This window comes from Paenibacillus sp. NPDC056579, from assembly GCF_042793215.1.
Classification (GTDB): Bacteria; Bacillota; Bacilli; order Paenibacillales; family NBRC-103111; genus Paenibacillus_S.
In genome coordinates this window covers 29651-56101 of record NZ_JBHTVD010000006.1, presented here as the reverse complement: position 1 = coordinate 56101, position 26451 = coordinate 29651, and the positions used below count along the sequence as shown (strand labels likewise).

At 36.4% G+C, this 26451-nt stretch carries 29 protein-coding genes; 8 read left to right on the top strand and 21 right to left on the bottom strand.

Features of this window, described 5'->3' with window-relative positions; translation table 11 throughout:
• Positions 1-66 precede the first annotated feature (66 nt).
• From ACFQ88_RS22550 to ACFQ88_RS22530, 5 genes are all read right to left on the bottom strand, one after another.
• Positions 67-936, bottom strand: coding sequence for an N-6 DNA methylase (locus tag ACFQ88_RS22550; protein WP_379456972.1), 870 nt, complete (start codon positions 934-936; stop codon positions 67-69).
• Positions 937-1020: 84 nt separating this feature from the next.
• A complete protein-coding gene (locus ACFQ88_RS22545) occupies positions 1021-1323 on the bottom strand; it encodes a hypothetical protein (RefSeq protein ID WP_379456970.1) in 303 nt (100 codons plus the stop codon).
• Between the two features lie 344 nt (positions 1324-1667).
• Positions 1668-1961, bottom strand: a complete 294-nt coding sequence (locus ACFQ88_RS22540; RefSeq protein ID WP_379456968.1) for a hypothetical protein — start codon at positions 1959-1961, stop codon at positions 1668-1670.
• A gap of 290 nt (positions 1962-2251) precedes the next feature.
• Positions 2252-2860 carry a hypothetical protein gene (locus ACFQ88_RS22535; protein ID WP_379456966.1) on the bottom strand — a complete coding sequence of 203 codons (609 nt, stop codon included), beginning with the start codon at positions 2858-2860 and terminating at the stop codon, positions 2252-2254.
• Positions 2799-3290, bottom strand: a complete 492-nt coding sequence (locus tag ACFQ88_RS22530; RefSeq protein ID WP_379456964.1) for a hypothetical protein — start codon at positions 3288-3290, stop codon at positions 2799-2801. The genes ACFQ88_RS22535 and ACFQ88_RS22530 overlap by 62 nt, the downstream gene beginning before the upstream one ends.
• Positions 3291-3477: 187 nt before the next feature.
• On the opposite strand from ACFQ88_RS22530, the gene ACFQ88_RS22525 reads away from it, so the two are divergent.
• The 3 genes from ACFQ88_RS22525 (at position 3478) to ACFQ88_RS22515 (ending at position 6107) form a co-directional block, all read left to right on the top strand.
• Entirely contained in the window at positions 3478-3612 is a 135-nt protein-coding gene (locus tag ACFQ88_RS22525) for a hypothetical protein (RefSeq protein ID WP_379456962.1), read from the top strand.
• Positions 3613-4833: 1221 nt separating this feature from the next.
• Positions 4834-5334 carry an RNA polymerase sigma factor gene (locus tag ACFQ88_RS22520; protein ID WP_379456960.1) on the top strand — a complete coding sequence of 167 codons (501 nt, stop codon included), beginning with the start codon at positions 4834-4836 and terminating at the stop codon, positions 5332-5334.
• The gene (locus tag ACFQ88_RS22515) at positions 5331-6107 is read left to right on the top strand and encodes a DUF4367 domain-containing protein (protein WP_379456958.1); all 777 of its coding nucleotides are present in this window, start codon (positions 5331-5333) and stop codon (positions 6105-6107) included. Before ACFQ88_RS22520 ends, ACFQ88_RS22515 begins: the two co-directional genes overlap by 4 nt.
• Positions 6108-6177: 70 nt before the next feature.
• Here ACFQ88_RS22515 and ACFQ88_RS22510 read toward each other — a convergent pair whose 3' ends face one another.
• Entirely contained in the window at positions 6178-6663 is a 486-nt protein-coding gene (locus tag ACFQ88_RS22510) for a hypothetical protein (protein ID WP_379456956.1), read from the bottom strand.
• 152 nt (positions 6664-6815) lie between these two features.
• The gene (locus tag ACFQ88_RS22505) at positions 6816-7334 is read right to left on the bottom strand and encodes a hypothetical protein (RefSeq protein WP_379456954.1); all 519 of its coding nucleotides are present in this window, start codon (positions 7332-7334) and stop codon (positions 6816-6818) included.
• 615 nt (positions 7335-7949) lie between these two features.
• Here ACFQ88_RS22505 and mreC point away from each other — a divergent pair.
• A complete protein-coding gene (gene mreC / locus ACFQ88_RS22500) occupies positions 7950-8741 on the top strand; it encodes a rod shape-determining protein MreC (RefSeq protein WP_379456952.1) in 792 nt (263 codons plus the stop codon).
• Positions 8742-9474: 733 nt separating this feature from the next.
• Here the strand turns inward: mreC and ACFQ88_RS22495 are convergent.
• From ACFQ88_RS22495 to ACFQ88_RS22470, 6 genes are all read right to left on the bottom strand, one after another.
• Entirely contained in the window at positions 9475-10134 is a 660-nt protein-coding gene (locus tag ACFQ88_RS22495) for a hypothetical protein (protein WP_379456950.1), read from the bottom strand.
• A 779-nt stretch (positions 10135-10913) separates the two neighbouring features.
• Positions 10914-11339 carry a hypothetical protein gene (locus ACFQ88_RS22490; RefSeq protein WP_379456948.1) on the bottom strand — a complete coding sequence of 142 codons (426 nt, stop codon included), beginning with the start codon at positions 11337-11339 and terminating at the stop codon, positions 10914-10916.
• On the bottom strand, positions 11308-13059 hold the full coding sequence (locus ACFQ88_RS22485; protein WP_379456946.1) for an ATP-binding cassette domain-containing protein: 1752 nt from the start codon (positions 13057-13059) through the stop codon (positions 11308-11310). The genes ACFQ88_RS22490 and ACFQ88_RS22485 overlap by 32 nt, the downstream gene beginning before the upstream one ends.
• Positions 13056-13544 carry a hypothetical protein gene (locus ACFQ88_RS22480; RefSeq protein WP_379456944.1) on the bottom strand — a complete coding sequence of 163 codons (489 nt, stop codon included), beginning with the start codon at positions 13542-13544 and terminating at the stop codon, positions 13056-13058. The genes ACFQ88_RS22485 and ACFQ88_RS22480 overlap by 4 nt, the downstream gene beginning before the upstream one ends.
• 48 nt (positions 13545-13592) lie before the next feature.
• Positions 13593-13997, bottom strand: a complete 405-nt coding sequence (locus ACFQ88_RS22475; RefSeq protein WP_379456942.1) for a hypothetical protein — start codon at positions 13995-13997, stop codon at positions 13593-13595.
• Positions 13994-14485 carry a MauE/DoxX family redox-associated membrane protein gene (locus tag ACFQ88_RS22470; protein ID WP_379456939.1) on the bottom strand — a complete coding sequence of 164 codons (492 nt, stop codon included), beginning with the start codon at positions 14483-14485 and terminating at the stop codon, positions 13994-13996. The genes ACFQ88_RS22475 and ACFQ88_RS22470 overlap by 4 nt, the downstream gene beginning before the upstream one ends.
• 815 nt (positions 14486-15300) lie before the next feature.
• Between ACFQ88_RS22470 and ACFQ88_RS22465 the strand changes: the two genes are divergently transcribed.
• On the top strand, positions 15301-15627 hold the full coding sequence (locus ACFQ88_RS22465) for a winged helix-turn-helix domain-containing protein (protein ID WP_379456937.1): 327 nt from the start codon (positions 15301-15303) through the stop codon (positions 15625-15627).
• A gap of 63 nt (positions 15628-15690) precedes the next feature.
• Positions 15691-16032, top strand: coding sequence for a winged helix-turn-helix domain-containing protein (locus ACFQ88_RS22460; protein WP_379456935.1), 342 nt, complete (start codon positions 15691-15693; stop codon positions 16030-16032).
• Positions 16033-16919: 887 nt separating this feature from the next.
• Here the strand turns inward: ACFQ88_RS22460 and ACFQ88_RS22455 are convergent.
• Positions 16920-18410, bottom strand: coding sequence for an FAD-dependent oxidoreductase (locus tag ACFQ88_RS22455; protein WP_379456933.1), 1491 nt, complete (start codon positions 18408-18410; stop codon positions 16920-16922).
• A 355-nt stretch (positions 18411-18765) separates the two neighbouring features.
• On the opposite strand from ACFQ88_RS22455, the gene ACFQ88_RS22450 reads away from it, so the two are divergent.
• Both ACFQ88_RS22450 and ACFQ88_RS22445 read left to right on the top strand, forming a co-directional pair.
• Complete coding sequence (locus ACFQ88_RS22450) at positions 18766-19023, top strand: DDE-type integrase/transposase/recombinase (RefSeq protein WP_483875134.1); 258 nt, start codon at positions 18766-18768, stop codon at positions 19021-19023.
• A 152-nt stretch (positions 19024-19175) separates the two neighbouring features.
• Positions 19176-19310, top strand: coding sequence for a helix-turn-helix domain-containing protein (locus tag ACFQ88_RS22445; RefSeq protein WP_379457864.1), 135 nt, complete (start codon positions 19176-19178; stop codon positions 19308-19310).
• A gap of 51 nt (positions 19311-19361) precedes the next feature.
• Here ACFQ88_RS22445 and ACFQ88_RS22440 read toward each other — a convergent pair whose 3' ends face one another.
• The 7 genes from ACFQ88_RS22440 to ACFQ88_RS22410 form a co-directional block, all read right to left on the bottom strand.
• Positions 19362-20099, bottom strand: a complete 738-nt coding sequence (locus tag ACFQ88_RS22440; protein ID WP_379456929.1) for a hypothetical protein — start codon at positions 20097-20099, stop codon at positions 19362-19364.
• 570 nt (positions 20100-20669) lie between these two features.
• Positions 20670-21227 carry a hypothetical protein gene (locus ACFQ88_RS22435; RefSeq protein WP_379456927.1) on the bottom strand — a complete coding sequence of 186 codons (558 nt, stop codon included), beginning with the start codon at positions 21225-21227 and terminating at the stop codon, positions 20670-20672.
• A gap of 108 nt (positions 21228-21335) precedes the next feature.
• Positions 21336-22031, bottom strand: coding sequence for a hypothetical protein (locus ACFQ88_RS22430; RefSeq protein ID WP_379456925.1), 696 nt, complete (start codon positions 22029-22031; stop codon positions 21336-21338).
• A gap of 402 nt (positions 22032-22433) precedes the next feature.
• Positions 22434-22574, bottom strand: a complete 141-nt coding sequence (locus ACFQ88_RS22425; RefSeq protein WP_379456923.1) for a hypothetical protein — start codon at positions 22572-22574, stop codon at positions 22434-22436.
• A 102-nt stretch (positions 22575-22676) separates the two neighbouring features.
• A complete protein-coding gene (locus tag ACFQ88_RS22420; RefSeq protein WP_379456921.1) occupies positions 22677-22829 on the bottom strand; it encodes a hypothetical protein in 153 nt (50 codons plus the stop codon).
• Positions 22807-23934 (bottom strand): hypothetical protein, encoded by a 1128-nt coding sequence (locus tag ACFQ88_RS22415; protein ID WP_379456919.1) that lies wholly within the window; start codon positions 23932-23934, stop codon positions 22807-22809. Before ACFQ88_RS22415 ends, ACFQ88_RS22420 begins: the two co-directional genes overlap by 23 nt.
• A gap of 844 nt (positions 23935-24778) precedes the next feature.
• On the bottom strand, positions 24779-26287 hold the full coding sequence (locus ACFQ88_RS22410) for a stalk domain-containing protein (RefSeq protein WP_379456917.1): 1509 nt from the start codon (positions 26285-26287) through the stop codon (positions 24779-24781).
• Between the last annotated feature and the right edge of the window lie 164 nt (positions 26288-26451).

Genomic DNA, 26451 nt, shown 5'->3' with positions numbered 1-26451 from the left:
TTATAACTAGAATTCTTGTCTAATTCTCCTGATTCGATACGTTCATGTTTCTAATAATGTGACACCTTAAAACGCAAAAGCGAGCTGATCTACAGTTACCTTTTTATTTGGTATGGTTGGTACAAGTTGGATTGGGGCTTCGACTTCATCAAAACCGTCGACCTTACCAGGTTTAGCATACCACGGCGCATACCAATACATTTGAATGGTGCAAAGATTTACGGCAATACCAGAAATATCTTGTCCGTAGCCACGAAGGAAATGGTTCGAAGCTGGTAATAGCATTGCACCACACCCCACACAAGAGTCGAGTACGGTTTGTTTTTTCATACGTTCTGGATCCCCGCCACCATGGGCAATTTCCACCATCATGCAAGTGACTTGGAACGGTGTGGGAAAGTATCCTAGACCGGACTTATATCCTTTACCTGTTTCGTCGCACAGCACTTGGGATAAATAATCAGTCGGATTATCCAAAACGAGGAACAAGTCAAATTCACGATAGTAGTGTTCATTAAGCTTCTCAGATATCCGGGGCCTTTTGTTCGTGCTGGCCATACCCCATAGGAGCCAGTCTGCAAACGAATCGATGTTAGCTTCATGATGATTGAGGCACCTAGTGAACATTTTTTTGGTTGCCTCGGCCCGCGGTGACGACGGATCCGTCCATTGTATTTGAGGTATAGGACCACTTCCAACAACGGTTCCCTTTTGAAGTATATCCGTCCAGTAGGACCAGCGTCCCCATAATAAGTCGTCGTAAGTGAAGAGAAAGGGCAGCAACCATCCGCGCTTCTCAAAGACGTCTTTAGGATTCTGTGGCATTCCATTAATGGCTGCGGCATAACCCGCAATCTCATGCGGAAGCCGCTCAAGTTGCTCCAACGAAAACCGTTCGATCCGATATAACTGGCTTTTATCTTTCTGCTTGGACATATTGAAGAGTCCTCCCTAAAAATCCCCCCCTTCTGCACGGGGAGGTTCAAGATTCCCTGTGCAGAAGGGCAAGCATATTTAAGGCTAGTAATTGGTATTAAACCGTGTTTTGGAGGTGAGAAAAGGGTGAGGCTGCGGCGCCGGTTTTCGCAGCTCGATGTCACTAGCGGTAAAAACCATAGCAATCCATAGCTGCCCTTCCCACTCACCATAAAGATTGACCATTTCTGAGAAGTTCCAGTAATTGCTCACCTTTAAGGTGTACATTAGCTCACCGGTCTCCCCTTTTTGGACTCGAAGCATTTTGGCAAAGCGTCCCCGCTCCTCAACGTCTACAACAATTTTTACGATATCCTGTTCTTTTATTTTAGCACGTTCTTTATTCATAGTGATCTCTCTTCATGTTAACGACGCCCACATCAGCATTACATCAGACTGAATCACTTAACCATCTCCAGTAGTGATCCACGTGCTCTGCTTCAGGTTTAAATTTTGACCTCGACCTCAAACTTCCATTTACCGGGCTTTGCCGCTTTTCCACCTGTAGGGTTTATCTCAAGGCAACGTACGGGCATGGACAAGCGTATGGTCTGCTCATCCTCCCAGAGCCGCTGCCAGACAACATGTCGTTGTCATTTGCATAAGAAGGCTCCCCCATCTTGAATGATATAAAAAGGGCTTGGCACATAAAAACGCCAAGCCCTCTCGTCAGCCTACGCAACCCATTCGCTTTACACTTCTGATTTAAAATGCACGAGCAAATTACTCTCTTTTTCACCAATGACGTACTCGAATTCCTTCATAGAGCGAATTTCATATTCTGAAGGGTCATCTGGTTGCAGGGTAAAGTCAATACGTTCTGGAGCACCTGCAACGATACGAATACGCATCGTACCCTTCTCATCTTTCCAAACAACGATTGTACCGTCGTTAAATAGAAACGGACGAAATTCGAGGTTGGTTAGAGGATCCTGCTTCGTTTTTTCCCACACATACGTCACGAGATCAACAAGATTTTTCTTCATTTTGATTACCTCCGTGTTTTCGGAACGACAAAAAGGAAATGCAAAAAAGGATATACGTATCCCGTATACCCTTATGGTCTCCTATTGTTCAATCCTATATTTATTTGCTATCGAAATAGCAAGGCTCCTTCCCTGACGAATCATGATGGACGGCAAGGAAACGAAAAAAATAACGTAATAGAGTCATTATATCAGACTATTCATCATTTGAACATTGCTCCAGACTATTCTTTAATTGAATAACGTTGAAGATTTACCTGAATTGTCGATCTCCCTTGTCGGGTGTTGCTTTAATAAAACTGGAGATCGTCTTGTTGAGATTCAATAAAATGTAAGATTTCTTTCATAATTTTTTCTACGTTACCAATTCGGATCGCTTCTACAAATTCCATAAAGAGAAGAGTCACGAGTTCTTCTACAGACATGGAAAAAGATGCGTCTACGTGTTCAAGATCGTACAGAAAAACTTCACCACGGTAAGCAGTTGCCTTACGAACCGCTAAGTCTAAACAAGCTTTTTTCTGCCGCTCACCAGTGGTAGAGCTAGTTAAAGCCCAGTGATTATCTGTTTTTTGGGATAGTTCAAGAGGCGGCTCAAAGTATTCAAGTGTTTTTCGGAGTGAATGTAAGTGAGCCTTCATATCGACTCCCGTTCGAATCTTGGCCAAGAAGTTATCATATAGCAGAGAAATCAAATCTGGCAGCTGCAGATGAACCCTTCCACGGGATAATTCACGAATATCATCAATGAAGACCGTTGCTCTAAGAAAGAAATACCGAGGAGCTCGTATTCGTAAGGTGATGTACTCATCCTCAGGAGGCGGACTAAATAAACGACTAAGAGTAAATCTTGATGACGGGGCCGGACGAATCATCTGACTTATTTTTTCTTGAATCAAGTGTTTCCGCACCTGGACCGCCCTCCTTTGCAATTGCATATGACATCAGTCGATGTGCTACTTTTCGGACGGATCGTGTATTCCACAAAATACAAAGAGCGTCCATCTTTTCGCGATAGTATACTGTTGGCTTACACGTCACAAACTCAAGCTTCGCATCGTAAACTACCTCAGGGATAAGGTCCGGGCTCTTCTCGGCATCAAGAATCGCCGTGATCAGTAAATGGGTATTGCTATCGGTCAAACAAATATCTGGATCCTGCAGAGCCAGCTTATTTTTATATTGCCTGAGAAAGCCCCAGGATACCGCTGACAAAGGAATCTTTACATCCTTGATCTTATCGCTTCGTTCTTTTCGTGAAGACCTTGAAGGCCTTTGCTTTGGTGGTTCAACTGTCTTCATCTGATTCAATACTGGATTCAGGAACAAGGAGTCTTTCCCCTCCCCTTCTTTAAATGGATGTGGTCTCCCTTAACGCTAGGGTCAAAATACCGGATTATCGATATTCTTTTTTCACTTCACTATATGTGGACAAGGAAGGGGATATGCAAGGTTTAGACAGAAAAGATCGGGATAAAATGGATACTATGAAGCTCAAATAAGGAGGTTAATAGAAATGAATAAGAAGAAAGATGATAAAATAAAAAGCAATTCCCCTACATTGGAAACCGTGATCCGATTTGCTGCAGCTGCAAAAAAATCAAACGCTAAAAATGGCTTTGCCTTTGTGTATGGAAAGAAATCGCTTTAATGTATCGGACTATTTATTTACGATCTACATGTATCTCAGCTTAAAAAATAGCGGTTGTCTTGGACATGAAAACAAGTCCTAGACTGCCGCTATTTATTTTGAAGCATGGTGTCCTTGCAAAACCATGAAAATGACTTCCAGGATTAGGTCATATCACTTTTAATTAACTGGAAGATCAAGCTCTATGCGCAGCCGACCAACAATCTTTTCCTTTTTTAAAAGCTTCCTTACCTTTTTCACACACGGTAATTTTTTCACATATCTTATTTGCTTGTTTTATGATTTTGTTCCCTCTCGGCTCGGATATCTTCTCTCACCTTTTTACAAAGATGTCATGCGCCTGGGCCGAAATATCAGTGTATACTTCTCTTTCTCCTAGTTCCCAAACGAGCCCAACAAACCTTTCTCCCTTTTGAAATTTAATGTGCCATCCAGGTTACTCCCGCTCCGGCATTCGCCAAACAAGACCATTTGTTAGCAAAATCCCGTAAGAAAATATAGTCGTGATTATTGTTACGAATACCTAATCAATCCATTCGAAAAATTCATATATATCCCTCAGGAAACCAAAGGAGTGAGTCCCCGCCAGTGGTTCCAGCGGAGCTTCCTCCCTATATACTCATTATGAATCAAACATAACCGCAATCATCAGTAAGATCTTATTCCGCTCTTTTGCGGTTAGGCTACGGCCTCGATAACGAATCTCCGTTGAGGAAAGAAGATATTCCATAATATCCGGGCTTCGAGGTTCTGGAGAAGGTGGACCGTCTCATAAACTTGTAGGTTTCCTCGAGTTAATTTCTTACAAACCAACATTCGAATACAGCAATCAATAGCCTTCAGTCCGACGGATAAAGCTGCTGCGCCGTTTGCCTCTAAAACATACGTAAAAACTCAGCTTCAAAATCCGATTATATGGTTTCCTTATCCAGAGTTAACTTACAATAAAGGTACAAGATTCTCAAAAACCAAAATTTTACCGCAATATGTCAAAAACGAAACTCCAACAAATGAATATTCGTCCATGACACAGTCAAGATTGGGTGTAGTAATCACTAATGCCAAATCGAATGTTAATGAGTTATAATATTCATATGTAAAATAAAGTAGATTTACCTAACATATAGAAAGATACTTGGGGGGCTTATGCGAAGTAGGATTGCTCTATTATTAAACTGCAGTTACAGTGCACTTAGCGCTGAAGTCCAACAGGAAATATACATGGAATTTTATAGATTTGTTTACGGGGCTATTATCATCATAGTAAAAGAGCACGCGGCGACAGAAGATATAATTCAGGAATCATTTTTAAAGGTTATTAAGAGCATTCCTACATTGGAGAACGAAAGTAAATTAAGGGCATGGATACGAGTTATTGTAAAGAACACAACATTCAATCATTTAAGGAAAAACAAGAAGAATCGCAACGAAGTTGATGTTGAGAGTGTTTTTATTAAAGATAGTGTTGATTATGCTACAGATGCGGAGACTTTAGAAAATGAAGTCGAATTAAAGGTCATGGTTGAAGCCATTGATAAATGTCTAAAAGAATTGAAACCTGAATATCAAGTTCTAGTTGAGCTGCGATGGAAGCATGGTATGAGTTATAAAGAAATCGCCGATTTTTTGGATATTAATGAACAAACCGTAAAGTATAAATTGCATAGAGCTAGAGTGGCAATCAAAAAGCGATTTCTAAAGGAGTGGGGTGATCTAAGGTGAACAAAGAAGAATTTGATAGGATGTTCGATGAATCCTTCGACACAGCCGCTAAAAATCATAACGGTATGCCTGATCCCATGAATTCCTGGAAGCAGATCGAAAGCAAGATGTATCGTCAACGCAAGAGAAGACAGAAATTGAAACTTCTCCCTTATCTCGCTGCCTCGTTCCTTTTGGGTGCAGTTATTTTTGGAACACCTGTTGTGTCAAATGCATTTAATCCTTTTTTTCAAACGATAAAGAATATCCAGTCTGATGTTGTTAGTTTTGTTTTCGGTTCAAGGGATAACCACGATACAAAACCCAAAACACTTCCTCCTGAAAAGGAGCCTGACTCAACTGGTTCGGATATTTCATCTGGAGTAAAAACAAGAAAAAAACTTGCAACATGGGATGAGGCAGTACCACTACTTGCAATCCGCCCTATCATGCTAAATTATGTGCCAAAAGGTTATCAAATGGATGAAGTTCTTCTATTTTTTAAGGATTCTCAAAATAAATCCAACGAGGCGGTTATATCATATTCTGACGGAACCAATAGTCGCTTTCGTGTGACATTCCGTCTCCTCGAAGCTAATGAGACAATCACCTCAGCTACCCATAAAGATGGAAGGACAGTAGAAACCATTAAATTGAATGGGACCGATGCATTTCTTGTTATCTCAAATGATGATCGTTCGAGTTTGGAGTTTTTGTTAGGCAATATTTATGTTTCAATATCTGGCGATTTAATAAAAGCTGAAATTATTGAAATTGCAAAGAATATAAAGTAGAGAAGGGCACCTAGGCCCTTCTCTTATTGTAGAGAAATTTAAACGTTTGGGGTTCGTTATCTTCTCTTCTTTAGCCTGCAAGTATGTAATCGGAAGTGGTTTGTCCCTGTTCATAGGTGCCATTATTACTTATCCAGTGCATAACGCGGGCTCTGAAGTAGTACCCCTTTTCCACTGATTTAACTACTTCCCCTGAGAAATACCAGGTATTTGAGTCTTGGATTGTTGTACCTGACCCGACATCAATCCATTCCGAGCCTGTCCACTTTTGTAGGTAAACTGTACCCCCTATGGATGTTACATCCGATTTAGCCTCAGTAATTACGCTCACAGTGACGGACTGATTCAAATTATCCTTGATAAACGCCTTGCCCTGGTCTAGGTATTTGTTTGAAGGATCGAAAAATGATTGTATTTGCATTTCTTTGGGTGGTGGCGGTGTCAAAGCCACTTTTCCACTCTGTTCCGCTGCATAACTTGCTGCTGGATTTAATGATATTACGAATAACATTACCAAAAAAACAAACACCTGATTCTTTAATCTTTTCACATTCATACACCCTTCCCATTTTATGTATCCCATTTCATTAGAATTAACACCGATTCTGTGAAATTGGTTGCACTATTATTGATTTAAATTATTTATCCGAATCATACTATTTTGTTACAAAAAAACTAGACCAATCAAGTTGGCCCAGCCTCAGAACTTTATATCGGTAATTGGTCAATTACTACATACCAATCTTTATTTCCAATGGATTGAATAAATATCTCCCTAGTTTGCTGATCAAACTTATCAAAATTAAATTCCGGTTTCATTTTAAATTCCTTATAAAATGCATTATTCTCTGAACCTTTGACATAAAAGATGTCCTTGTATTCGGACACTCCGCTTTTTACATATTCAAATTGAAGATAGTATACTTCTGAGATATTTGTAAGAGCAATTTCAGTTGTGCCATTCTTTTTTAGGATCTTATTGTAGAGCTTGATTTCATCCGGCTGCGAGACTACCTTAATTAACATGGGTTGTGCTTTCTCCGGATGCTTCGTAGAATATAGAGAAACATTGATCATTTTTAATACCGCAGACTCAGTCTCCCCCGTCTTCTCAGAACCCTTACTAGGTAAGGATTCGTTTTCTTTTGGGACAACACTTGGTTTTTCATCTGAAGAAGAACACCCAAAAACAAACACCAGAGCAGTAATAATTATCAGTTTTTTCACTAGAACGCTCCCATCGAAGTAGAAATTGGATATTCAGACGGCCAAAGAATCCTTGGCCGCTTATTTATGACTTACGTCTCAATTTTTAATCCCAATTAGAGCCCCAATAACCTTTGAACACATCATGGAACAGCTTATTCCCTCCACCAATTGTAGGAAGAAGAGCGGTATCAATAGCATGTGGCAATGAGAAAATTATCAACTTTCACTGTTTTGGCCGCTTCTTTAGCATTATCTTCCCTTACTCCATTAGAACACCAGGAATTATAATTAGGTTGCAATTTTTGGACATAGTTCATCAAAATATGTCTGAAATTCAAAAAATTTCAATCTCTAGTTATCTATTGCACCCAACATTTTGTATTTTATCGGTGTGATAGCTTCCGCATAACTGAAGTCTGCGCTGTGGACTATAGGCTATAGGTTGTCTAAAAATTTTAATTCGTTTACAATAACTTATACCATTATCTGTTTTTTAAACCATCATGTTACTATATTAGAAAAATATAAACAAAGTCGTAAATCGTATAAAAGTAATATAAAAAACATAAAAGTTAATACTTCATAAGTTTCGCATCGTCTTAAGAATCATAGTTTTAAAGAAGAGGTGTTTACTTGTCAGCAATAAAATGGATTATTCTCTTTTTAATGGTTATTATTTTATTCTTATTGCTCAACAGTAAGAGAGAAATCATAGATTTTTTATCTCAAACAAAATTATTTGTAAAAGAAATTTCTATTGTCATTGAAGAAAATGAAGTGCTAAAGAAAGATGCACTAAAATCCCAGGTTATAATCAAGAGTGAGCTAAATAACGCTGAGTATCAAAATAAAGTACTAAAAGAAGCATTGGAATTCAAACAAAAATATGAAGAAGAGTCAAACTTCATACTACGATATGCTTCAAGTTCTCCAGTCCCATACGATGGGAAAATCGTAACCTCACTTAGTATTGATCTTGGCTCTAATGATGGTATAAAAAAAGATATGGCGGTCATTACAACTACTGGTCTAATTGGATTAATAAGCGATGTATATGAGTACAATTCTATCGTTTCTCTTATTACTAATCTGGACGATGAACAAAATTCCAAGGCAATATCTGTTAAGCTAAAAGAAAATAATGATACAACGGGTGTAATTGAAGATTTTATTAACCTCACTCAAAATTCAGGGAGTGGAGAACAATATTTTGTAATGAAAAAGATTGGGGAAAAAGACAAGATTGAAATTGGTAATATTGTAATAACTAGTGGACTCGGGGACGTATTCCCAGAGGGAATTAGAGTAGGAACAGTAGACTCAATAAGTGATGCTGCAACTTTAACTAAAGAGGCTAAAATAAACCTTGATTTTAATCCTAGCCGTATTTCTTATGTATTTATTGTCGAAAACATAACTGATTGAATATAAAACATTATAGCTGAATATTATGGAGCGCATCCTTAATGGCGTTGAGTAGTTAACCCTTTCACACCATCATACCGGAGCGCCCCCTTCTTGGTGTATACATTCTTAATCTTAACAGTCCACTTAATTCCCGCTTTGAGTACAAACTCAGACCTTACAATGTATCACAATAATGTCCCACCGGTGATCACATACTGCTTTCTTCCGACCTAAAGAATGCTCGCCCCCCACCCTCTTCACGGTATATAGTGAAGGCTGGAAACACCTAAGGCTTATAGTTCGCGTTGTACACCCGTCTGCGAGTCAATACAAACGACCCAACGCAGTCGCTCTGGCATAGTAGTGCTTCACCATTTCTCTTTGCCTTGAATCCGGCAGTCTGAATCGAAAGGTGACTCAAGTTACACTAAGATCGAGGTCAATACAGCCTATATGATTTAACTTTTACTGGAACGATCGGGTCGACCACATCTGCGTGGATGAACTTATACCCATAAAATAGCCATAGGATGTTCTTGATGAGGCCAATATCTGTCTCCTTCTATTTAGCGAACAATTACAATCAAAACTAAACGGCCTTAGTCCGATGGATCATAGGATCAAGGCCGCTTAATTTTTTTTCTCTTTGTTTCTGTACTTGAGGGGGCTATTTAATTAGCCCACCCATAATTATAATCATGCTTACAAAGTCTGAAAGATTGACCTTTTATTTTAAAACATATTAAACTTTTTAACTACCTGCTTTTAGAGAAGTTTGTAATGGATTAAGACTTGGTACCGAGTAATCTCCTTTACCCCAAGGATAAATATTACTCTGAATACTAGAAGGGAATGCTGAGTATGCTCCGGAATTTGATCTTACCTGCAGATCGCTAAATATCGCATTTGTGTATGCGTTCTTATCACTAATATCATAAGTGCTATGCACAACTTTTACCGGTGTAGAAGATCTTAACGTTCCTGAATAGACTTTTTTTGTAAACTGCAAACTTCCATTAATATATAAACTAGCTGTATCATCTAAATTGTTGACAAGTTTGATGTTGTATATAGTCCCTGCAGTGGGTTGTGTGCTCAACACAATTGATTCATTACTTGTTGTATCAGTTTCTCCTCCACCACAGTTCAGGAATTTTCTCCATAACCCTTGTTTATATGAAACACCACCTTCGCATCTTTCACCGAGACCTGTATAGAAGGCTATATAACTATTATTATCCAATGGGATAGAGACACCGCCTGGTATGGTAAGCGACGCCGAAACCCCATAATAATAATCGGTTGTTGCAACTCTAACAGCCCCCTCACCGGTTGCTGCCGCAAATGCGCCTGTGGTTGATGATATATGGAATAATAAAGCCATTAGAATGGATAACAGTAGTTTCTTCAATTAGATACACTCCTTTATATATTAGTATTTTCCTACTATTCTGTTTAAACTTACATGGCATGGTCCATCCTCCAATCCAGTATGATTTTCCTGCAATTGTAGGAGAAATGGTTCCCACAAAAAGTCCGTTCTAATCGATTCGACTAAAACGGACTTCGTTTTGGTATTCTAAAGTCTTCTATACGAATTAAAGCGCAAACGAACCACCTGCAAGGATACAACCGCATTCGCCGCTTACGCTATATTCGAAATTGCACACAGTATTTCCAGACGAGTCTTTACATCTTGTATAGTATTTCGTAATAAAATGAGCAATTATTGTAGACCCTTCCATAGAACAAATATCACCACCACAATCTTTGCTAGTGCACTTTGTTTCAGTATCAATAGGATAGGAACTTGGACAACTCATAAAATAACAACTCCTTAAAAAGGTATAAGATTTAAAACAAAAGCCACTCCTCCCAAATCATAAAATTGGTTGTAGAGTGGCCCTGCAAATAATTAGTTCCTGTTAAGAATTAGTAACTTAATCTAGACAAGAGCAAGTGCCAATGTCTGAACCAGTGTAGTTACACACTGTTTGACCAGCGTCGTTTTTGCAACGATCATAATACTGCGTAACCATATAGTACGTAGGTCCAAGTGGTCCATTTCCGCAATATTGTCCACAAACTGTGTCTTGACAATCGGTATTTGTATCAGTTGGATAATCTTTTGGGCAAGCCATATTCTCACCTCCTTTCATTGCGTTTTAGGTCTGGAATTAAATCTTTGTTTCATGCGTGAAGATGTTTTAACAATATTTCGTCTATATCTTTAATTTCATCTACTATTCCGGAATCCAATACCTTTAATTCACGATCCAATATGTAAATAAAAGGTGTTCCCTTCGCTCTAAAATCTGTACTGATCATATTGTCAGATATAGGAGTAGTTTTTTCTATATGTAGACTTGACTGTTTTTCAAACCCAGAGACTTCCTGATCAGTTCCTGCAAGGAAAAGATATATTGGAAACGTATATTTGTTTAGTTCACTAATATTATTTAATAATTCAATGCATGTTGAGCAAGTAAGAGAAGCGATAATAGCTAACTGCAATTTCTGACTATTATTTGAGCTAATGAATGGAAAACTATCACCTATACTGTAGGGCTTAATCTCATTATTTTTAAATAGCTCCCGAAAAAGACCTGATTTCATTTTCATTACTCCTTATAATGTTTTCCTTAGAATTCATAGCATCCAGCAGATCAGAATAATTACTGAGTTCAGAAATCTTTCCATGCTTCATTACCAATATTCTATTAGCATATTTTGCAAGATCCACTCTATGCGTAATAATTATGGTAATTCTATCCTTTCTGGATTGGACGATTTCATTGATCAGTTTAAGCTCTGTTTCTGGGTCTATAGCAGAAGTGGCTTCGTCTAGCAATAGTATGGAGCTTTGCTTATAGAGAGCCCTAGCTATAGCGATTCGTTGCCATTGACCTCCGGATAATTGCCGGGATCCCAAAAAATCAATTCCTAATAAAGTTTCTGTATTTTCAAATAAATCTTTAGGGATCAAATAAGGGTATTTATTTACCAACTCATTTAGTTTAGAAGTATCATAGTCATTACTTGATGTAATATTCTCAATTATTGGGAAGGGAAATTTGTTGAAATCTTGTGTCACAATAGAAACATTTTTATATAAATCATGTCGATCTATAGAATTGACATCATAATCATTAAAAACCAGTGTTCCCTCAGGCACTTCATGTAATCCAACAAGAACTTTACCCAATGTTGACTTCCCTGAGCCATTACCTCCTAAAATTACAACAACGTCACCAAGTGAGATTTTTAAATTAATATTTTTTAATACCAAACTGTCGCTATTTGGATATTTAAATATTAAATTATTTAATCTTATTGTTTCTATTTTCTCAACACACTCAAATTTCGTAATAATTGGATTATTTAGATATCTTTTATAAAAATCATCCATCTTCTTTTTAAAAGTTGTTAACTGACTGGTATTACCAACTATTGGGGATATGGAAAATAAAGATGCTTCTAACAATGATACCGTAGTTGTAAGTGACATATAGTTCCCAAAAGTTATAACTTTATTGAATACATAGATTAATAAAATAAATTGCGTAATGAAATAACCAATTGGTGCGATTATTGATAAAGTTGATGATAGCATCAGTTCTTTTTTCTTTTGTTTAATTTCAACAAAAAATAATTTCTGGGCCAATTTATTCCATTTTGTAAAAAGGTAATCTCTTAAAAAGAACACGATTATTTCTTTTTGTGCATCAGGCTTTGTGAAAAAATGGCTATAATGTGCTTTCTGCCGACTCAAATCCGAATTTTGTTCTACATATAGGAATTTAATTTTCGACAACTTTACATCAGATATGATCTTTGGCACATTATAAATTAATACAATAAGCGGCAAAAACCATAATTGGGAAAATAGTATATAAGCATACACAATAATTAATATTAAGTTTTGCAGTACAGTAATGCTAGACAAGAACAGTTGCGCGATTGTATTTACTCCGTAAGTTATACTTTGTAGATCATTTTGATAATTGAAAGTTTCTATATTGGTAATAGTTCTGGGGTAAATTGTTTGGTACATCTCTTGTTCAATATTGTTAGCCATTTTTCCCCGAATTCTTGTTTCAACATATGTTTGAAATTGTCGAATTATTATTTGAATTATTCTGACACCACATATTATTGCTAAGGAAAAAATACATTTAGTATAGTCCCCTGATAAAATAAAAGAGTCAAAAAGTATTTGCGTATTTGAGATGTATTTTGTAACAACGTATGTTGAGATGATGGTTATAATGGCTAATATAAGTAGTTCTGTTCTTGCATTTTTCAATAGTTTTAAGCTTAAGAATTTGTTAATCATACTTTTTCCCTATCAAAGATAGGAGTAATTAGCGATTCAAATTTCGATCTATTTGAAAAAGCCTCTATTGATTTAATTCGACCTTCCCCATCGACTGCAAATCCCAATGGTAGGTATGTTGTTTTAAATCCTTTTAAAAGCATTTCTAGAGTTACATTAATAACTACAGCACTTTTATCCATAATTTTCTGCACCTCTCTAGCTTGAAGTGCATTAGCATTTAATAATATTAGGATATTTAATTTCTCAGGGTTCTGGGATATATATTCGTAAATGGCTTCGAGGGCATCTTCACAAACATTACAAGAAGTGCTAATTAATGCCACTATTAAATGTGACTTTATGTAGTCATGTAAATGAACAGTTCCAGAGGCGGATTCTAGGATGAGATTGGGAAGTTCATCCCCTACAATTAATGGTCCACCTTCAATTTCGTAGACCTGAGTTCTCTTAAATTTAGAACTATTAGTTTTAGTATTATCCATCTCGCTTACCTCTTTTACTTAGAATAAACTTTAATTCATAAAAATGTTCTAATTGTCTAAAAACTCAACAACATTATGAATCTTTTTAATTTTACTTCCTGATCTAAGTAGGATTAATGAACCTTTCCACACTGATTTGTCTAAGTGGTAAACAGTATGTTGTCGCCATGCTAGTATTTTCAATTGATACAACCAGGATGGTCCAATCAAAAAAACAGTAAGACGTCTTCTAAAGTCCTCTTTCAATAAAGAATCAATTTTCTTAAAGTCTTCATTGCTGCTGTTTACTAAAATGACGAATACAGTCTTTTCATTTTCAGATCCCAGACTTTTGGTGATGAATGCTACCTCTTCACTCTCAATTTTTTTAATAACTTTGGATAAGTTTATTTTTATTAGAAATAACAATAGTATTAAAACATATAAGCTTAACTGTGTTATTAAAAGATTCAACTTGATGCACTCCTTACTCCTTTCATCAGAACACCCAAATCATAAAGAAGCAATGCAATTAATAATATTGGTATGTAATAAATCCAATCAAACTGATTAACAGTTTCAACGAACATTCTGCTCAAACAAATCAAAAATAAAATCGCTATGTTTCTGGTTAAAGGATATTTATTTAATAAGCTAAACTCACCAAAACAATTACACTTATTTTGTTTTTCTACTATCCTCCTTTTTATTTGCATTAGAGTGAGTATTAATAAAAATCCAATAGCGATAATGAATCTTGCATTTATTGTGATTTTAGTTAAATATGCAAAAAATAGATAAAATTCCGTCAAGATTGCAAAGTATGCAGCTAATCTTTCGAATTTATAAGGTATAACCTTATACCCTTTAATTTCGTATACAAAATCTGTAATGTTTATAACTTTTGGATATAATGCCAATAGGAAAATCATTGAAAGAAAAATATCTAATACCCAATACATTTCTACCCTCCACTTATAATTAGGATACAGCCTATAAACATTGATTTATATTAGCTTGATTACATTTTGTCATAGTCATATCGTAAAATGAATAAGCCTAGTTTATACAGTTAAGTACATTAGAACCATATAATATATTTTTTGCTAATAAATGTTAAATAATTAATCGTGTGATCCTCTTTTATTATGCGTTGGGACTAATTAAGTGGGGAAATCGTTTGGCCACCTTCCATCTCAATTGTCTCAGCTGTCGAATTTTTTTAAGTGCTCTCTGTCCGGTGCAACGTTCTCTAAGGATTAGAATGCCAGAGAGTCACTTCTCTGCGTTAGGAGTAACCAGCTTCATAATCGATATGATTTGCGTAAAGTGGATGGGCAAGATCGTAGGGGAGCCCTGGACCGGTAAGGATATTCGTTTCCTGCAATTACCGAATTATTACTGAAAGGGCTGATCCTGTGTGGAGAGATGCACATAGTACAATAACTGATACTATGCGGTTTGAAACTGCTGTTCAACTTCCGTATAGACTCCACAGAATTAAATTGTGTAGCCTGCCTTAAGCATGCATAGGCTGAATCATAATCGGACCATTATTAAGCTTTCTTGCTTTACCATCTCTTTATAAGAAAGACTCAATAGATTCAATTTAACAACATTAATGGTAATATTATTCAATTAACTTGAATTAAATTACAAATATATATATAATTGGCGTTACGTTTATGCTTTTTGAAACTTACTGCCTCACAGATGATAAATAACATACTAGTAAACAGGAGAATGTATTAATTTTTATAGGGAGGGATTAAGAGAGATGATTCCATCATTTGATACTTTTGAAGTCTCAATTCACAATAATGTGATTTTTAATATTCAAGGGGGATATGTTCAAAAAGGAGATGTAAGGAGTTATTTAACCTTAACTGAATTCAGAACTCTCTATTACTTTATTAACCATGCAAACAGGAGAATTCTTCCGGAAGAACTGATCGAGCATCTCTCATTATCGTCTAATGCACTGTTAGATATTCGAAATCTATATAATACAATTTGTAAGCTTCGAAAAAAAATTGAACCTATCCCTCAGTCGCCACAGATCCTTTTAAATGTCAGACCGGGATACATATTTTTAATTGAATAATTTAATTGTTTTACTAAATACTGGTCGTTTGCTTTCTAAAAACTGGAAAGGAGCTTTAGGAAAGTGAGTACAATTAACGTGCGAGTTACTTCAAATGATAAAATCAAACTAGCTTCGGGATATACATTTTATTATTCTGGTGGATTTGTTTCTAAAGGATCAGTTAGGAAATTCTTAACTCTAACCGAGTATAGAATTATAAACTATTTTATTAACAATTCTGACCAAACTACTACTCCAGGGGAATTAATTGATCATTTGTCACAATACAAAGATCACTGCTATTCGATGCAAAATATCTATGGATATATTTATAACATAAGAAAGAAGATAGAAACTAATCCAAGGAATCCAGAGGCACTACTAAATGTCAAACCCGGATACAAGCTTATTATAAGTTACTAGTTTTTATTCTTATATTCTAATGAAGTACAAAGTATCATCGATTCTTACAATTATGCCTTTGGCATAAATGGAAATGTCGCAATGATATCAGTGGCTCTTCCTGCGGTAGTATTAACCAGAACCAGAGTCAGCTTTTTACGTTATTGCGTTAATATGATAAATAGTTACTATCCCCTTATGGTAGACTCAATTCTGTGACCTGAGGGGATTTTTTTTGACGAAAAAGGGGTAGGTGTTAAGTCGTAACGATAATGCAAAGATCTAGGAAGCGCCACAGCTTAATGAGTGACTATTTGAAGGCACCCGTGAGTTTCTAAAAAAGCTCGAACCGGGCAGATGAATAAGAACGGTTCGAGATCTTGTTAACCGATTAAACTACTGTTTATATTGCAAAGATTTCCCGAAAATTGCTATTACATATGGCTGGATACCTAGGAGTACGCGAATCGATAAGGATATCGACTTCAAGGAACAGCATCCCTCAAGTCACCTTTTTTTGTAATCATTTACGTTTATTTCCTTAACCACTACAACACTTTAAGAAGAAGGTTTGATCGTTAATCAAAGTAGGTACAACTTCTTTCGGAAATCTTGGGATCCAGCCTGTCGTACGTAAGAAATAGAAATTTATGTAATAAATCATTGCTCTTTCAGAATGTGATAACACCAGCTTAACTCAAAAAAGCTAACTCTGTGAAGCCGAACGGTCCCCAGAAAAAAGGGCGATCTCTCCCCTGATAAATTTAGGGAAGCGATCGCCACTAAATTAGTACTTGCTAACTAAGTTTTCCTTTAGATATGTGAGCTGATTTGACTTTAATTTAAAACTCAGAATAGTACTTCATAATAGTCCAAAATATTCTGCAATTAAATCCCAATTATAAATATTATGGAAGTGTTAATTTACCGATGTCCAACTGTTTTCGCTCCTCTTCAGTAAGCTTCTTAATTTTATCATTTGATTCTACTCCACTTAGGACAATATCGTATTTTCGCTTTAATGATTCATGGATCTCTTTCATGTCCTTTTCATTTAAATCAGTAAGCCCTTCCTTTCCTTTCAGACTACCTAGTATAATTCCGATTACTTCCCCCGCAAGTGAAGTGTTGGGTTGAATTCGAGCACTGCCATAAGCAACTGCAGATGCACCTACATTCTTACCTGCAAGAATCACGTTACTGTACCCCTTCGGGATAAAAGAACGCAAGGGCATACCGTATTTATCAGGATCTCCAGAATGTTGCCCCCATGTACGATTGATAGTCCCCTGCAGATCAATGGGATATCCTGCGATACTTACGTTATCCCAGAACATCTTGCCACTCATAATATCAGAAGCTTGTAATACATATTCTGTTTGATATCTGGTAAAATCCCTAACATACAAATAATTTGGAAACCCGTTGATTTCTGCCTTTTCCCATCCTGGTAATTCTTTTTGAAGATGTGGGAGAATTCTCTCTGTCTCACTCCTGCCTAATTTTAAAGCCTCTTCTACACTTTCCTGCTTAGAGGGATCAACATTATATAGGAGAAGAGCATTAATTAGTACCTCTCCATCCCTTTGATTTATTGTATTTAACCCTCGAAGAAAAACTTCTTTTCTAGTTGGCTTATAATTCGCCCCTACATTTCCAAACCCCCATGTAAACTTATCTGTAACTGTTGTCATTGAACCGTATTTCTTTTCTCGTTCTTGCTTGCTTAAAAGGTTCACTTCATTCTGAAATTTTGGCCAATCTACATTACGAAATTTCATCATTATTGATGCCGCCATGTAATCTCTAGGGCCACCAAAGACTGTCTCAACTCCTGGGATAGTTTCAATGTCCAATTGACTTACTAAAGAAGCAAAATCAGTATTTTCAACCCAGTAATTCGATTTTAAACTACTTTTTGTTCCATCTTGTTTTTGAAATGTAATAGATTCGATTTTTTGTTTCCCCGATTTGCTATCGTATTTTTTTTCAATTTTATCAATCTTAATACCTGTTTCGATTTTAATACCTTTGGTTAGATTATTATAATAGCTTTCAAACTCACTAGCCTTCCTGATATCTCCCTTTTTATAACTATTGAATAACTCTTTAACTCTACCTTGTAAAAGCGTTTTATTTTTATCATCGACAGGCTCATCCAAAAATTGCATTTCACCTTGAATTAATTGGCCCCCAACCTTTTCTCTAGGATCTAGCACCAGAACAGATAGACCTTCATCCACTGCTGCACGTGCAAGGTATATACCTTCTATCTCTGAGCCAATTACTACTATGTGGGGATTACCATTATTATCTATAGGCTCCTTCACAATACTATTATCGCACGAGCACAACAAGAATAATGATACAGTGATTAAACTTTTTGTTAACCTATTCATTTTTCCTCCTAGATTTATATTTCTCAAAATACTTTTTAAAAGATTATATCATTATACCATATTTTCCTATTTTTGATAATTGTGATTTCTAGTAAAGGTAAGCCATATATTTTCTGATTAATAAATATGATATCTGATAATTTATTTTAAAGATAATACAGTGTATCAAAATTTGAAATCGGCTGTATAGGACTCAGTGCTGTATCCAATTATTTTTATGCGGTCCTAAAATAAGAAGCGGAATTAGAAAGTTCTCCTGACCGAAAAGCAACAAAAATCTTTGGAAACTGTTACCTCCCATATTAGCAACCTCTTATTAGAGACGTTCAGGAAAGCTTTTGAAACGCATAAAGACGTGACTGGACTGATTGTTCACAGCGACCAGGGAAGCCAGTACACGTCCCATGCACACCGCGACATGCTACCCAAGGTTGGCGCCAAAATCAGCATGTCTCGAAGAGGCAATTGTTATTACAATGCCTCAAAGCTTCTTTTCACATTTGAAAGTGGAAGCTTTTCTATCCTTATGATATCCGATGCATCGAGGAAGCACAAAGGCGTATTGAAAAATTCATGCTTTTTTACAACGAAGAACAAGCACAAAGAAAGCTAAACAAGCTGACACCCGCAGAGTACCCACGTCAGCTTGTAGTATAGATTTTTCTTCAATGTCCGCTTATTGGAGGAAAGCTGAGATCCGGTTTCTGAATCAACAATTGGATGTGCTAAAAAAGTACAAGGAACTGAAAAGGAGGTGTCTCGGAAATCGTCATCCCGTGGATCGAATCCATTCGAGGGGAAGTAAGTATCTCCCAAGCATGCACATGGTTAGGAGTCCCTCGTGCTACATACTACCGTTGGAGAGCAGCTTATGCGCTCAGGAGGGAAGCTCAACGGTAGAACGGGTTCGGCAGCTCTCCCTTAATTGTAGGATTTCTCAGAAACGATCGACTACTTAATGTTCAATACTCTTTCAAAATGAATAAAACTTTGTTTAGTTACATCGTATAAATAAATATTTGTTGGATAATTCGCATTATTACTTTCTTCAGAAAGTACAAGTTGAGTTGGTGATATTGAATAAAGGACATTCAGATATTTTTTATTAACATCTTCTGGTGTTGGCACAAGAGCATAGCCCCACTCCCTCTTCTTGTAGCCTTGAATGTATAATTGAGCCTTTAATAAGATATAAGTTAAAAAGAAAAACTCACCGATACATATGATAATGTTTCCTACATATTCAAAGCTACTTAGACCCGAAGTGAAAACCATATCATGTAGCATCATAGAGTAAATAAATTGGTTTAGAATTATCAACGTTAACACCATAAAACTCAATTTTTTCTCTGCGATACTAATCACTTTTCCATTTTTCTTAGCAATCCAAAACTTAACAAGGCAAGTTGTAGCTAAAAACATGAAACCAAATATATAGATAAGATAAATGCTACCTTCGACCATGGCAGTATACTTCATCTCCTTTACCTGATGATAAAGAACAGAAAAAAATGCACCGTAACCAATGTATACTAATAACCAGATAATAAACATACAAACCATCTGCAAAGCCTTCTGATATTTAGGAATAAAGAGATTATCAAATTTACTTGCAGTTACTGTCTTGAATACAAAGTTGATCACAGGGATAATAGTACTGCTCAACATAATTTTCAGAACTGTGTCCATTCCATTCTCCTTTAGATTATTTAGCTTTTCGGAATCGAATAAAAAATAAACAAGTTAACATCACATACAGAAGTACTTCGTTTTAGATATATAATTTCCACCCATTTTTTTCTGATCATAATTTGTCCAATAGCTGGATGACGTATTGCCCCGTTTCCATTCACTACCATGAATTGCGTCGAACCTCCTACAATGTGTTTATTTGATGGATCTCCTGATGCAGTATTGCACACGTATCAAAACATATCAGTGGTGGTAAAGTTAATATCAACTTTTGTTTTAACGGCCGGTACTATACTTGAGCGTAATGCTGCATTTCTGCTTGACAATTAAGGCATATCATTTCCATCCTACATATCCTCTGTTATCTAAAGGTCTCTCCCTCCTGAAAATGTTCTCCGTTTCTGAATATGACATTTATGGTTTACTTGTAATACTCTATTTTCGTTTATCTCCTTTTAAAAAGGACTTCAATTGAAAAATTGAAACCCATTTCTAGAACAAAGGACTGAAATCACCGATTTCAATCCGTTATTTGAAAACGATTTATATTAATAGGGGATTAATCCCCTAAAATAAACTGCTATAGACAAACTGTCTTCCGCCTTCTTCAAGCTGTTCCTCTTGGCGCTTTAATAACCGCAGTTCATGGAGCTTGGTAAGCTGGGTACTAACTAGATTAAGCTTTTTATCCAGTGAATCAGATGCAAATCTTGCGGTAGTCAGTTTGTGTTTATAGGTAAATTCAAGCAGTTCTTTTGATGCCTCTCCAAGATCGCCAATGACCTCGAGTGATATCCCATTTTTAGCAACGACCACGACATCTTCATCACGCAAAGTTTTCTTAAGGTTATACAAATGGTCTTCCTCTTCACTCAAGTTAATAAGATATAGATACTTGTCTTGAGTCTTGTATTCTTTTCGAAGCCATTTTAGAGGTTTGACGATTACCTCGTCGATTCCAGAACCATTCATACCTTCTACTTGCTCCATATCGTAAACGAGTACTGTTCCAAAAGGAGCGGCAATTATTTGCTGCATTACTATTTGGTTCAGTGGAATCATTATTCGTCTACCGATTAAGCTTAACTTCAATTGCCCATCAGTTAGTAAGTTAATCTTAAGCATAATGATTCACCATTTCTATAATAGTTTGTTTGAAGGGGCGATTTCAATTTTTTAATTGAAAACAACCTCTTCTCAAATTTATAGCATCTTTTACCGGGTGTCAAGCATTTAAACATTTATTACGATGTAGTAATACGTTCCATAGAAATACTTGCCAACGTCCAATAACTCCAACTTGTCATTGTGAATGCGGTAGGCACTGTCATGTGTTCTTACGTAGAACTCTGCATCAGACGACCAATCGAATGTTGTTTGCTTAACATCCATGAGGCCCTTGCCACGATCCTCCTCTGGTTTACTGGTCGCTCTTGTGAAGATCGCCTTCTCGACAATTTGATGGTAGTTCTTATAGGCTATATGATTCCTTAAAGATTTGACAAGGCCCCTACCAGTGTCGCAAATAGCGATTGCAACTCTTTCGGGACGTGTATTTGTTTTCTTATAATACTGAACACAGGAGTAACAATCAGTTTCAGTATGTTCAACAGAATTTTGAGCAAGCTCAGTAACAATGCCAGCTATATCGGTGACTCGGTTCCTGTGAAGCCCTTTTGCTTTCATTATTTTCTTAACCGACTTATCGAGATCAATAATGTCAAGGTCAGATTTAGAAACTCGCACTTCATCAAGTTCCTCGTCCTTTTTATTTCGATTACGGTGATAGTAAGTTTCCATATTATTACTAAACTCAAAGGACTCTTTGACATTCGAAGGACATAATTGCAGGAAATTCATGCGTTCCAGATACCCGATAATATCCATTCTATCATTTTCGTTATCATACTCGGGTGATTCTGTTTTCAATGAAAATCTGCGATCTAAGTAATTTAAGGAGGATAACAGGACAGTTATGCCTACAGGTGATACCCACTTTAGCTTCCCTAAACTAACGAAAAGATTATCACTCGTCTCTAGTCTCTCATTAATATCGGCACATCTATTTAACCATTCATGTATATCAAATATTGATTCCATTCTTAAAGTGGATTGGAGCAATTTCCGATTCACCTAGCCTCTAGCCCTAAGTTTTCTTCCATTTTACTCCACAGACTGAGGTAGGTCAAAATGATTATTTACATCTAAGTACATGGGACTAAGACAAGGTACTCCTGTATGTTGCATAAAAACCTACAAATATACTCATGAAGCGTGACTTTACTGCAATGAAAATTTTCCGAACGATATATTTTGAATAAAGAGAGACGTTTACGTATTTTTTTTTCTTTTCATTTTTTCTATCAATTCAATTCTTTTTTGTTTTCTACCACGTAAGATTTCTTCTTGAGCTCTATCGGCCACTTTACTCGGCTTCTTCATAAAGTTTAACACTTTCTTTCCTGTATTCATGCTATTCTTCCTTTCAAAGAAGTAATAGCATCTATTGTTAACAGGTTAATTTGATTTAAACATGAGAATTAGAAAATCCTCGGTTTCCCGAGGATTTATTCTTTAAGTTTTCAACAGAACTTTGTCAGTTCTTTCTTCTGTAACAGCGGCTTTTTCACCCAATTGTCTGAGCATGTTCTCACGCAATTTTCGCCTTTGACTCATGATTTGACTTTGCGGAATATCTTCAACTTTAATTGGCTTTTTCTGCAACATATTGGGCAGCCTCCTTTTTCGATATCATGATTCCATGTAATATCAAGCAAAACCCATGAACCAATCTTCGAATTTGTCTTGCCTCTATTATATCATTTGAGAGTAATAGGGACAAGGCGCGCTCATCCGATGTATCGAAATGAAAGCAGAATACCCACTCCTCACCTTCTAGCATTTGCATTTTGAAAGCAACTATGTACCTGCCAGGGTAAGGATTATTCATAAAAGCTTCGTTTGCCTTACTTCTTGCTGCGATGACAGCCGCATAGTCTTCATTCCCCGGTGCAGTAATATCTATTTCACCTGGACTTATTCCGGAAGTGCCGATATCTTTAATTTTTCTTAAAACATTATCCTTCAAATTATAAATCGTAAATGGTGTAATAAAACGTAGATCGTAGAAGTCAAGTACATTGTTGGTTAAACGATACAAATTTGTAGTAATATCTGCAATAAGATGAACCAAATAATCAATAGCATTATCAGCAATATCAACATCCACCATGATACTGTTAATGGTTTGTTCAAACTCCTCGATTCTCTCTTTTTGTGCTTGGATCGTGAGTAGAAGTTGCTCCTCATGTGCTTTTGAATATTGAATTACGTTATTAATACTATTATCTGGTTGAGGAACAAGGAGTGTATTCAGTATTGTATATAAGCCATTGAACGTGAAATCATCCTTTTGTATAAAATGCTGCCAAAGTTTATACTCATCTGGTCTAGTGGCTTTGAGCGCTTCCACATGAAATTCAGGGTGTCCTAAAGTGGCCATCTTGCCTATATAAATACGTACATAAACATAATAGATTAAAAATAATAGGGCACCACTACACAAAACAAGGGACCATATCGGCAGTTGCTTGTACCATCCAATGACTGCTACAAATGAGGATCCAATTATCGGTAAGGTTGCCCATTTTATAGCCGCCAAGGTTTTAAAATGCTTCGTATAGCCTATTAACTGAGTAATAGGTCCTTTCCAAGCAATTCCCCTCCAGCTCTCACCTTTCTGGCTTCTCATCTTTAGAACAATTTGATCAAAAGGATCTTTAATTTGATCAATATAGCTATGGTAATTTTTCTTTATTTCTTCTGGATTCATTTTTATCACCTACTGCTTGTATATATTCTGCATCTATGAGAAGTATTCTTTAATGTAACCCCAGAAGACATGAAGAGATTTGTTTAACATTTCTCTAAGAATCACAGGCGGTGTACTGGTTTATACATAATGGATTTTTCTTCCGTGTTAGTATTAGAGCATTCTATAAGCCCCTAGACATATAATCGCAGCTTGCTAATTTTAATATAGGATCCGCATCTAACTCTTTTATATGACGAAGAACTTCAGATGCCTCAAAGAACCCTTCTTTGTCCATTTTGTAGACAAAATCGAAAAGGAGATTGTACTGCAGCTGCCATAACAAAACATCAATGATAGGATAGTGACTTCACATGGAATTGTTCCTCCTGATTTAATTTTTATTGTCCCCTGCTAGATTTCTTCTTTTTGCCTCAAGCGGCGTTATCCGATCTACTGCCTCCTCTTTTGGATAAAAAAAAGGAGACGCCAAAAAAGGCATACGTATCCCGTATCCCTTTGGGTCTCCATTTACTTGAACCAGTGTTTATTAGTGCTGTTTAAAGCATCTGTTCCCCTTCCCTGCTTGTATCATAAATTGAACTGCAAGGAAAAACTGTTAATATGGTAATACTGCTATTATATACGAAGCTAGATGTGTTGAAAAGCACGGCGCATTGATCCCCATTTTAATCAGCGTTCTTTAATCCAGTTATCTAAATAGTTCCTGATAGTAAGTCATATTATTTGGTCGGGATGTAATTCAAATAGCCCCTCGAAAAGGAAAGTCATAAAAAAGAAAAGCGACTCATTATAATGAGCCGCTAATGCAGAACTTGTATCTTTTGAAAACAAATTAAGCAAATTACTTGCCTGTGGGATAGAATTTAACCTCAAAAGAATTAGCTGTATCTTTTTCTTTAATAGTTGCCTCCATATAGATAACGTCTTTATATGTAATTCTAACAAATCGCGTCTTTGCAAAAGAGATATCGCCTCTAATATTGTGTTTCATATGGTCAAATATCATTGATTTCTTTGCAGTATCAGATAAGGCTTTATATCTAAGCAAGTCCTTGTCAGTTGCAATGTCTAATATTACGATTACTTCACTAGAACTTAATGTAGATTGTTCTTTTTGCGTAATGAGTTTTTCATTCAACCCAGACATTACAACAGCTCTATTCGATTTATCACCTTCATATTGAAACTGAATAATATCTTGCCACAAGCCCTTCTTAGCTTCTTTGGCTTGCGTCTCTAAGCTTGAAAATTCTCCGCCATATTTAAAACTTAAAGGAGCGGATGTAGTACCGCTATTTATAGAGGTCTTTGCGTAACCTTCAGAAAGCATAGTTTTATTGAACATCTCATTTCCAAGCCAAACAAAAGCTACAAGTGTATTTGCCTTAGCATCTCTTTCATTCTCGCCATATTCAAGAGCAACTTCTTTACCTTCCAGTTTCTGTTTGGTATATTCAAATGCTTCATCTGCAAATGGCTGTTTTTCAGTGCCTTGTTGTTCGAAATTTGGAGCATCTATACCACTAAATCTTAATATTTCTTCCTTCTCTCCAAGCTGAATTCTAACCAAGTCTCCTTCAATTACTTTGATAACTTTGGCAAACACCGGTGCACTGATAATTGCAGTATTGGTATCACTAATATAAGAGACCTCCGCTCCAAGTGATTCCGATAAAAGTCTCAGTGGCACAAATGTTAAACCATTTATGGTCAGAGGTGCAACATCAGCAATAATTTCGCTATTATTAATAGTTACTTTATTGTCATTTAATGTTAAAATAATCTTTTTATCTGATCGAACAACCGTAATGGTTTGTAGCTCTCCGTTCCAAGTAACCGTAGCTCCAAGGGCTTCTGCAATTTTTCGAAAGGGTACCAATGTTGAACCATTTATAGTGACAGGGAGCTGTTCAAAAAAAATGGGATTCCCATTTAAAGTTATATTTATCTTAGAATGTGCATACTTTATCCCGTTATCAGAGTAAAGGCTACAATCCCAAATTCGTTTGTAATAGTCAGTATATTCCGTGCTTCGCTGGAACTCATCAGTTACATGAGTACAGTAGGTTGCTGGGGCTTTCTCGTTTTCAATATATGTAGATTTTTCAATTGGTGCTGGAGCCGTATAATCATCACTTTCATTATCATCATATGAGGATGAACCTCCGCTACTGCCACCACTACTACTACTTCCGTTATGATAGTGATAACCTGTACACAATTCTTTTGCTTTAGATTGTGCTGAACAATTATGACCTCCGTTTGCATCTAATCTTCCAGGATGAGCACTTACTAAACTCGATAATGAAATAGCTAAAACGAACATTAACAGTAATACCTTTCTAATCATGCTTTCTCCCCCTCGACTTCCTTCACATAGTTACTTTTTCTCTGGGTTGAACTCTCTCAATACTGTGATGTTATACGAATGGTAAATCCTATACTACATATATTCTAACAATATCCTTCTCTACCATTATATGATACATAGGTCGGTTTTCCTAGTTCAAAAAG